Source organism: Pseudomonas sp. IPO3778 (genome assembly GCF_013386825.1).
In the GTDB taxonomy this organism is placed as follows: domain Bacteria; phylum Pseudomonadota; class Gammaproteobacteria; order Pseudomonadales; family Pseudomonadaceae; genus Aquipseudomonas.
Genome location: NZ_JACARC010000136.1, coordinates 1 through 634 on the forward strand (window position 1 = coordinate 1; position 634 = coordinate 634).

The following is a 634-nucleotide window of genomic DNA, read 5'->3' on the forward strand; positions in this document are numbered from 1 at the left end:
CCTGGACATCGGTTTTGGTGGCCGTGACTTTGGCCTGGTCGGGCCGGCTCATGAATTGCGGCACCACAATCGCGCCGAGGATGCCGATGATGACCACCACCACCATGATTTCGATCAGAGTAAAACCGCGCTGTCGGCACGGCAGGTTATTGGGTTGAGGTTGCATGGGTCAGTTCACCAATTGGTTGAGGCTCAGAATCGGCAGGAGGATGGCCAGTACGATCAGCAGCACCACGCCGCCCATCAGCACCAGCATGAAAGGTTCAAACAGGCTCACCACCAGGGTGATCCGTGCGGCCAGGCTGCTTTCCTGTTGTTCGGCCGCACGGGCAAGCATGGCGTCGAGTTCACCGGCTCGCTCGCCGCTGGCGATCATGTGCAGCATCATCGGCGGGATGTCGCCGCTGAGTTCCAGGCCACGGGTCAGGGTGCCGCCCTCGCGCACCGAGCGGGCCACATCGGCCATGCGCGCGCGGATGGTCAGGTTGCCGATCACCGCGGCGCTGATTTCCAGGGCGTCCACCAGGGGCACGGCGCTTTTGCCGAGAATCGCCAGGGTGCTGGCGAACCGTGCGGCTTCCATCTCCCGCAGCACCTTGCCCACCAGCGGCAGCTGCAACGCCAGGTGATGCCA

At 63.7% G+C, this 634-nt stretch carries 2 protein-coding genes; both read right to left on the reverse strand.

Annotated elements, in window-relative coordinates:
* Positions 1-166 (reverse strand): prepilin-type N-terminal cleavage/methylation domain-containing protein (locus HX855_RS32910; RefSeq protein ID WP_178948070.1); only part of this gene is annotated, 166 nt, incomplete at its 3' end.
* Between the two features lie 3 nt (positions 167-169).
* Positions 170-634: type II secretion system F family protein (locus HX855_RS32915; RefSeq protein ID WP_178948072.1), on the reverse strand; the 465-nt coding region annotated here is incomplete at its 5' end.